The sequence below is a fragment of the Gemmiger formicilis genome, from assembly GCF_016901605.1.
Taxonomy (GTDB): Bacteria; Bacillota; Clostridia; order Oscillospirales; family Ruminococcaceae; genus Gemmiger; species Gemmiger formicilis_B.
This window is the reverse complement of record NZ_JACJKP010000143.1, coordinates 1-8061: the sequence shown is the minus strand read 5'-3', so window position 1 is coordinate 8061 and position 8061 is coordinate 1. Positions and strand designations below refer to the sequence as shown.

Below are 8061 nucleotides of genomic sequence, written 5' to 3'. Positions count from 1 at the left end.
AGATCCGCGCACTGGATGTCTACACATTGTCCAACACCGGCGCCTACAGTGAGCACGGTCCCACCACGGTGGGCCTGTCCGGCCATAAGTCCATTCCGCTGTATACGGGCAGCCTGGAAGCGTTCCGTTTTGCCTATGATGTGGTGTATACCAACGTACAGGCCGCCGGTGCCTACCGCGGTTACGGTGCCACCCAGGGCATCTTTGCGGTGGAAAGCGCCGTCAGCGAACTGGCCGATCGGCTGGGCGTGGACCCGGTGGCACTGCGGGAACAGAACATGGTGCGGGAAGGCATGATTATGCCCGCCTACTACAACGAACCCGCCAACGCCTGTGCCCTGGACCGCTGCATGGCCCGCTGCAAGGAACTGTTTGACTGGGATGCCAAATTCCCGGTGCGGGATATGGGCAACGGCAAAGTCCGTACCGCCGGTGTGGCCATGGCCATGCAGGGGTCGGGCATTTCCGGGGTGGACGTGGGTTCTGCCACCGTCAAACTCAGCGATGACGGCTTCTATAACCTGACCATCGGTGCCGCCGACATGGGCACCGGCTGCGATACCATTCTGGCCCAGATGGTGGCCGAGTGCATGGACTGCGATCTGGACAATGTGGCGGTATTCGGCGCCGATTCCGACGCTTCGCCCTACGATTCCGGCTCCTATGCTTCCTCCACGACCTACGTTACCGGCAAGGCGGTGGAACAGGCCTGCGAAAAACTGAAGGAACAGCTTTGTGTTCTGGCCGCCGAGGCGTTGCAGTGTGAACCCGGCGATGTGGAATTTGCCGGCAAGGTTGTGCGCCGCTGTGACGGCACGGCCGAGATCAGCCTGGCAGACCTGGCGGTAAAGTCCCAGTGCTCCAACCATACCCCCGTACAGGCTACGGCCACCCATTCTTCGCCCGTTTCGCCGCCGCCCTTCATGGTGGGTATGGTGGAGATCGAGCTGGACAAGGAAACCGGCGGCATCACGGTTCTGGATTACAAGGCTGTGGTGGACTGCGGTACACCCATCAACCCCAATCTGGCCCGCGTCCAGACCGAGGGCGGCATTGTGCAGGGCATCGGCATGGCCCTGTTTGAGGATGTGACCTACACCGACCAGGGCCGTATCCGGGAAAACTCTCTGATGCAGTATAAAATTCCCACCCGGCTGGATATGGGTCACCTGCAGGTGGAATTCGAATCCAGTTATGAACCTACCGGCCCCTTCGGTGCCAAGTCCATTGGCGAAATCGTCATCAACACGCCGTCACCGGCCATTGCCCATGCGGTGTTCCGCGCTACCGGGCTGTGGTTCCGTGAACTGCCCATCACGCCGGAAAAAGTCCTCATGGGCTTGCAGGCAAACGGGCAATGACCCATTGTATCTTTCTGGCGGCAGGGGCTTCCCGACGCTTTGGCGCCGACAAACTGCTGACGGATTATAACGGAAAACCGTTGTTTTTGCACGGGCTTCAAACGCTGGCTTCGGTTTGTGCCGCCCACGGGGACACGGACCTGACGGTAGTGACCAACACCCCTGCCATTGCCTGTGCAGCCCGCGCCCTGGGAGCTGCGGCGGTGCCCAGTCCGCAAAGTTTGCTGGGGCAAAGCTACAGCATCCGGGCCGGGCTGGATGCACTGGAGCCGCTGCCGCCGCAGGATTTTCTTCTGTTTGCGGTGGCGGATCAACCCCACCTGCGGGCCGAAACGGTGGTGCGTTTTCTGGAACTGGCAACGCCCGGCACCTGGGCGGCTACCGCGTCCTGCGGGGACCGGGTGGGCAATCCGGGGCTGTTCTGCGCGGCGCTGGTGCCGGAACTCTATGCGCTGCAGGGGGACCGGGGCGGTCGGGCTGTGCTGAACCTGTACCCCCAGCGGCTTTTGCGGGTGGAATGCCTGCCCGAAGAACTGCGGGATATGGATCGCCCTGCCGATATGGAAAAGTGATCAACCTAAAAAGAACGCCGGACCGCTTAGGTCCGGCGTTCTTTTGTTTGATGGAAAAAGCAGACAGATCAGGTGATCTTGAGGGCGCGCTGTACCCGGTAGACGATGTACCGGAACAGCCCGGCAATCAGGCTGCACTCTACCCACAGATAGTTGGGCAGGTTACGCCAGCGGAAGGGGGGCTTGTTCAGCTTGGGCAGAGCTACCCGGGCTTCGGCAAAGCCTTTGGCATAGTCGCCGCCAAAGCCCCGCAGCCGGAACATGACCACCTTCAGCAGATACCCCAGCAGCATGGGGATAAAGTTGATGATCAACATCAGCAGCGGTTGGTTCTTGTAGGGCAGCAAAATGCTGTTGCGTCCGCTCTGGATGCTCTTGAAGGGATTGTACCGCACTGCGCCGGTGGTGGCGCCGCAGATGTGGCGGCAGCGGGCGGTGGGGCAGTAGACGTTTTTGTAGCCGAAATTGTTGGCCCGCCAGGAAAGGTCCACGTCCTCATAATAGGCAAAGAACAGTTCGTCGAATACACCGATCTCATCCAGGATGGACTTGCGGTAAAGGGCTGCGCCGCCGCAGGCGCTGAACACCCGGCAGGGCTTGGTGTAACGGCTGGCTTTCAGGCCGTCGCCCCGTTTGCAGGCAAAGCCCAGAATGGTCACATAGTCACCGGCATCGTCGGCCAGTTCCGGTTCATAGTAGCGCAGCATCAGGCTGCTTACCGCAAAAATGCGGGGGTCGGCGTCTGCGGTTTTGATCAGTTCTGCCAGCCAGTCGGGATCGGCAAAGGCGTCGTTGTTGAACAGGGCCATGTATTCGCCTTTGGCAACGGCAATGCCCTGGTTTACAGCGTGGGAAAAACCGGTGTTCTCGGTGTTTTCAATCAGCGTGTAGCGGTCGCGGCCGCGGTAGCTGCGTGCAATCTCCAGACTTTCATCGGTGGAGCCGTTGTCAATGACGATCAACTCAAAATCCTGCTCGGTCTGATTCCAGATGGATTCAATGGAATCCCGCAGCCAGCCGGCGCCGTTGAGGTTGGGGATGATGACGGATGCTTTCATCGCTTCTCCTTGCCTGCCTGTCAGAAGGCATAATAATAGTAGGGGTTGCTCATGGCAGCGGCAAACATCAGCGCCAGCCAAATGGCCAGTGCCGTGACAATGACCGCGATGATCAGGGTACGGATCAGCCAGGCCTGAGCCAGACGCCGCCGCGCCGGGTTATGGGTGAATCCGAAACTCCACGCCAAAGAGAGAATGAACCCTGCAATCGGAATGGAAAAAAGCAGCAGGGTTGCCAGTGTGGCCCCTTCCGAAAGAGCCGGCACACCGGTGGGTTTTGGCTCATGATAGTGGGGCCCCGAGGAAGCCACGGGGGCCTGGGCGGGCAGGGGCGGCAGCGGCGCGCCGCACTGGGGGCAGCGGTCCGCGTCCTGTGGGGCCAGCAGACCGCAGTTTTTGCAGTAACGCATGGGGGGATACCTCCGTTATTCCAGGGCCAGGTTGCGGTCCAGCTGTGTGTTCAGAATGATTTGGGTATTGGTGGAACCCAGTTTTTGCATTTTCGTCAGCAGATGTTCCAGGGCATCAATGTCGGTGCAGCTGACCTTTACAATAAAATTGTAACTGCCGGTCACCCGGAAGCACTGCAGCACCTGGGGCTCCTGCTCGATCATTGCCAAAAAGTTGGCGCGGGTGGCGGCGTCCACCAGAACCGAGATCAGCGCCTCTACCCGGGCGGGGGCGCCGGGGTTACGGAGTACCACGGTGTAGCCGCCGATGATGCCTTCCTGCTCCAGGCGATGGATGCGGCTGGATACCGCCGGGCTGGTCAGGCTGACCCGCTGGGCGATATCTTTGACGGGCATACGTGCATTTTCTGCCAACAGCTGCAGAATTTTATGGTCCAGTTCGTCCATGAAGAATGAAACCTCGTTTTCTTTTTGTATAATGCGCACAAAAAAATAAAATGAAGAAAAGTGCCGTTGTGCGGTTTGACAAAATTGAAAAAGTGTGCTTTTTGCAAAACAAACTAAATTAAATTAAGCGTTTCTGGAAACATTATAATATTTTGAAAAACAAAATACAAGTGCGGCGTTTGACAAATTAAGAATAAAAGCTATAATAATAACTGTTATCAATCACGACATTCTCTGACCTTTATATACTTTCCCACCCCTCTATGCACAAAAGCCCGCAGGTAACTGCGGGCTTTTGTGTTTTTTGTATACAGTTCACAAATTATGAATTTTTCGCAAATATTTGCATAACCCTCTTGCATACGGTGGCAGGAGAGTATATTATTGTCAACTGTTAATAGTTATCATGTGTTAAATAAATGAGGAGGGAGAAACTTGTGCCGGACAAAGTGAAGATGGAACTGCACGGGATGATCCATTATATGGGCCGCCTGCAGGAAGCATCCAAGCGTGGGATGCGGGCTGCGCTGGCAACGGCGCCCAAATGCCGGTTCGGTATGCTGGAACGGTTGGATTACAGCATCCAGACTTACGGCAGTGACGGTGCCATCGGTGTCAGCGAACTGGCGCACCATGTGCAGCAGCCGCTGCCGGCGGTTTCCCGGGGGCTTCGGCTGTTGGAACAGGACGGCATGGTGATTCGCCAGACTGATCCCCAGGACCGCCGCAAGACGCTGGTGCGCCTGACACCGGAAGGGGAGAGCGCCCTGCACCAGTGCGAGCAGGTGCTGAACGAATATTTCAACCGTGTGATGGCGCGGATTGACCCGGCGCAGCTGGAGCAGATGCTGCAGCTGCGCAATGTGCTGATCGATGCGCTGGAAGCGGAAACCGCGGCCATGCAACAGGCCGCACATACAAAGGGGGAAGCTGCCGATGGGCAAGATCTTTAAGCAATTGGGCCGTCACTGGGCGGCCTGTCTGGTTGTATTTGCCTTGCTGGCGGTACAGGCGTACTGCGATCTTTCGCTGCCTGATTACACCAGCAAGATCGTGGATGTAGGCATCCAGCAGGGCGGTATCGAGAGCACTGTGCCGGAATCGGTGCGGGACACCACCCTGCAGGCGCTGGAACTGCTTATGACCGAGGAGGACGCCGCTCTGGCGGAACAGTGGTACAGTGAGCCGGACGAAAACGGTGTGCGGACCCTGGCCCACGATGCCACCGCCGCCATGCCGGAGCTGGAAGAAGCTTTTACCACGCCGGATATTGTATTGTATATGGCGGCGGCCCAGCACGCGGCAGCCGCCCAGGGGACCACCGAGACCGTGACCCCCGCCTGGACCGATCTGGACGCGGTGACAACGCAGTTTTCCATGATGGCCCAGGCGCCGGAGTTCAGCCGGGAAGCGGTACAGCAGCAGCTGGCCGGTGCCATGGCAGCGGTGGACGATTCGGTGGCCGAAAGCATGGCCAGCCAGGCCATGCTGCTGGTCAGCCTGGAATATGAGGCACAGGGCATTGCCCACGATGTACAGATGGCCTATCTGTGGCGGGTGGGCGGCCAGATGCTGGGCCTGACCCTGCTGATGGTGGCTGTGGCCATTGCGGTAGGCTTTGTGGCCTCCCGGGTGTCGGCTTCCATCGGCCGGGACCTGCGGCGGGAAACCTTCTCGGCGGTTATCGGCTTTTCTCATGCCGAAATCGAACAGTTCTCCACCGCATCCCTTATTACCCGTACCACCAACGATATCCAGCAGGTACAGTTTGTCTGTGTGATCCTGCTGCGCATGGTGGCTTATGCGCCCATTTTGGGCATTGGCGGCATCATGCATGTGGCCCGCAGCAATACCGGCCTGACCTGGATCACCTTCCTGGCAGTGGCGGCGCTGCTGGTGCTCATCGGCGTGCTGATGACCATTGCCATGCCCAAATTCAAGCTGATGCAGACCCTGGTGGACCGGCTTAACCTGGTCAGCCGGGAAATCCTTACCGGTATCATGCCGGTGCGCGCCTTCAGCCGCGAAAAATTTGAGGAAGAACGTTTCGACCGCGCCAACCGGGACCTGATGCGCACCCAGCTGTTCACCAACCGCACCATGGCCGGTATGATGCCCTTTATGACCCTCATCATGAACGGCACCAGCCTGCTGATCGTCTGGTTCGGCGGCAAAGCTATGGATGCCGGCAACATGCAGGTGGGCGAGATGATCGCTTTCATTACCTACACCATGCAGATCGTCATGTCCTTCCTGATGCTGGCTATGGTGGCCATCATGCTGCCCCGTGCCGGTGTGGCCGCCGACCGTATCGACGAAGTGATCCATACCCCCGCCACCATCCACGACCCGGAGGAACCGGTGGCCCGGAAAGCGCTGCAGCGCAGCCACTGGGACGGCGTGGTCCGGTTTGAGGATGTCAGCTTCCGTTATCCCGGCGCCGACGATGACGCGTTGGAACATATCAGCTTTACCGCCCGCCCCGGCAAAACTACGGCTATCATCGGTTCCACGGGCTGTGGCAAATCCACGCTGCTCAACCTGATCCCCCGGTTCTACGATGTGACCGGCGGACGGGTGACCATCGACAGGGTGGATGTGCGGGATATGCCCCAGCACACCCTGCATGATCTGCTGGGCTATGTGCCCCAGAAAGGTGTGCTGTTCAGCGGCACCATTGAATCCAACCTAAAGTTCGGCGGCCCGCAGATTTCGGACGGCGACATCCGGGATGCGGCGGCCATTGCCCAGGCTACCGATTTTATCGAAGCCAAGCCGGAAGGCTTCCAAAGCCCCATTGCCCAGGGCGGCACCAACGTGTCCGGCGGCCAGAAACAGCGCCTGTCCATTGCCCGGGCCATTGCCAAGCATCCCAGAGTCTACCTGTTTGACGACAGTTTCTCGGCACTGGATTATAAGACCGATGTGGCCCTGCGCCGCGCCCTGAAAGCCCAGACCGACAACGCCACCGTGATCATCGTGGCCCAGCGCATTTCTACGGTGCTGCATGCCAACCAGATCATGGTTCTGGACGAGGGCAAGATCGTGGGCATCGGCACCCATGCGCAGCTGCTGGAAACCTGCCCGGAATACCAGGAAATTGCGCGCAGCCAGCTGAGCCAGAAAGAATTGGGATTACAGAAGGAGGGTGAGTGATATGCCAAGACCCGGACGCATGACGACCGACCGTGCCAAGGATTTCAAGGGCACACTGCGGCAGCTGCTGCGGGAGATGGGCCGTTACAAAATTTCGATGGCCGTGGTCATCGTATTTGCCGTTCTTTCCACCATTTTCAATATTGCGGGTCCCAAGGTGCTGGCACAGGCCACCACGGCACTGGCTACCGGCTGGGTAGCCAAACTGCGGGGCACCGGCAGTATCGATTTCGTTTTCATCGGCCGCATCCTGTTGATCCTGCTGGGCATGTACCTGCTCTCCTCGGCGTTCAGCTTTGTGCAAAGCTGGCTGATGAGCGGTCTTTCCCAGAAGATCTGTTATGATTTCCGCCGCCAGATCAGCGAGAAGATCAACCGCCTGCCCCTGGCCTATTTTGAAAAGCGTACCGTGGGCGAGGTACTTTCCCGCATCACCAACGATGTGGATACCCTGGGCCAGAGCCTGAACCAGAGCATCACCCAGCTGATCACCAGCGTTACCACCATGATCGGTGTACTGGTCATGATGCTGTCCATCAGCCCCCAGATGACCCTCATTGCGCTGCTGATCCTGCCGGTTTCGCTGGTACTGGTCATGATCGTGGTGCATTTCAGCCAGCGGTTCTTCAAAGCCCAGCAGGCAACCCTGGGCGTGGTCAACGGCCAGGTGGAAGAAGTCTACTCCGGCCATAACGTTATCAAGGCGTTCAACCGGGAACAGGCTGTGCTGGAGGAATTCAACGCCGCCAACGACCAGCTCTATGCCTCTGCCTGGAAGAGCCAGTTCCTCTCCGGCCTGATGATGCCCATCATGAACTTTGTGGGCAACCTGGGCTATGTGGCGGTGGCCATCGTGGGCAGCATCTTTGCCGCGGGCGGCATCATCACCATCGGCGATATCCAGGCATTCATCCAGTATGTGAAAAACTTTACCCAGCCCATCCAGCAGCTTTCGCAGGTGTCCAACATGCTGCAAAGCATGGCCGCCGCTGCGGAACGGGTGTTTGAGTTCCTGGGTGAGGAAGAGGAGGACCAGACCGCCGATCCGGCCCGCCGT

General features: G+C 58.6%; 8 protein-coding genes. 5 read left to right on the top strand and 3 right to left on the bottom strand.

Going from position 1 to position 8061, the window contains the following annotated elements:
* On the top strand, window positions 1-1361 hold a 1361-nt coding region (locus H6B10_RS10865; RefSeq protein WP_204651626.1), incomplete at its 5' end, for a xanthine dehydrogenase family protein molybdopterin-binding subunit.
* Window positions 1358-1933, top strand: coding sequence for a nucleotidyltransferase family protein (locus tag H6B10_RS10860; protein ID WP_204651625.1), 576 nt, complete (start codon window positions 1358-1360; stop codon window positions 1931-1933). The genes H6B10_RS10865 and H6B10_RS10860, both read left to right, overlap by 4 nt.
* A gap of 68 nt (window positions 1934-2001) precedes the next feature.
* Here the strand turns inward: H6B10_RS10860 and H6B10_RS10855 are convergent, their stop codons facing one another.
* The 3 genes from H6B10_RS10855 to H6B10_RS10845 are packed head-to-tail and all read right to left on the bottom strand — an operon-like array spanning window position 2002 to window position 3848.
* Window positions 2002-2991 carry a glycosyltransferase family 2 protein gene (locus H6B10_RS10855; protein ID WP_204651624.1) on the bottom strand — a complete coding sequence of 330 codons (990 nt, stop codon included), beginning with the start codon at window positions 2989-2991 and terminating at the stop codon, window positions 2002-2004.
* 20 nt (window positions 2992-3011) lie between these two features.
* Entirely contained in the window at window positions 3012-3401 is a 390-nt protein-coding gene (locus H6B10_RS10850; protein ID WP_204651623.1) for a hypothetical protein, read from the bottom strand.
* 15 nt (window positions 3402-3416) lie between these two features.
* The gene (locus H6B10_RS10845; RefSeq protein WP_204651622.1) at window positions 3417-3848 is read right to left on the bottom strand and encodes an Lrp/AsnC family transcriptional regulator; all 432 of its coding nucleotides are present in this window, start codon (window positions 3846-3848) and stop codon (window positions 3417-3419) included.
* Between the two features lie 437 nt (window positions 3849-4285).
* On the opposite strand from H6B10_RS10845, the gene H6B10_RS10840 reads away from it, so the two are divergent.
* The 3 genes from H6B10_RS10840 to H6B10_RS10830 form a co-directional block, all read left to right on the top strand.
* A complete protein-coding gene (locus H6B10_RS10840) occupies window positions 4286-4801 on the top strand; it encodes a MarR family winged helix-turn-helix transcriptional regulator (RefSeq protein WP_345941744.1) in 516 nt (171 codons plus the stop codon).
* On the top strand, window positions 4785-7004 hold the full coding sequence (locus H6B10_RS10835) for an ABC transporter ATP-binding protein (RefSeq protein ID WP_204651621.1): 2220 nt from the start codon (window positions 4785-4787) through the stop codon (window positions 7002-7004). Before H6B10_RS10840 ends, H6B10_RS10835 begins: the two co-directional genes overlap by 17 nt.
* 1 nt (window position 7005) lies before the next feature.
* Window positions 7006-8061 (top strand): ABC transporter ATP-binding protein (locus H6B10_RS10830; RefSeq protein WP_204651620.1); only part of this gene is annotated, 1056 nt, incomplete at its 3' end.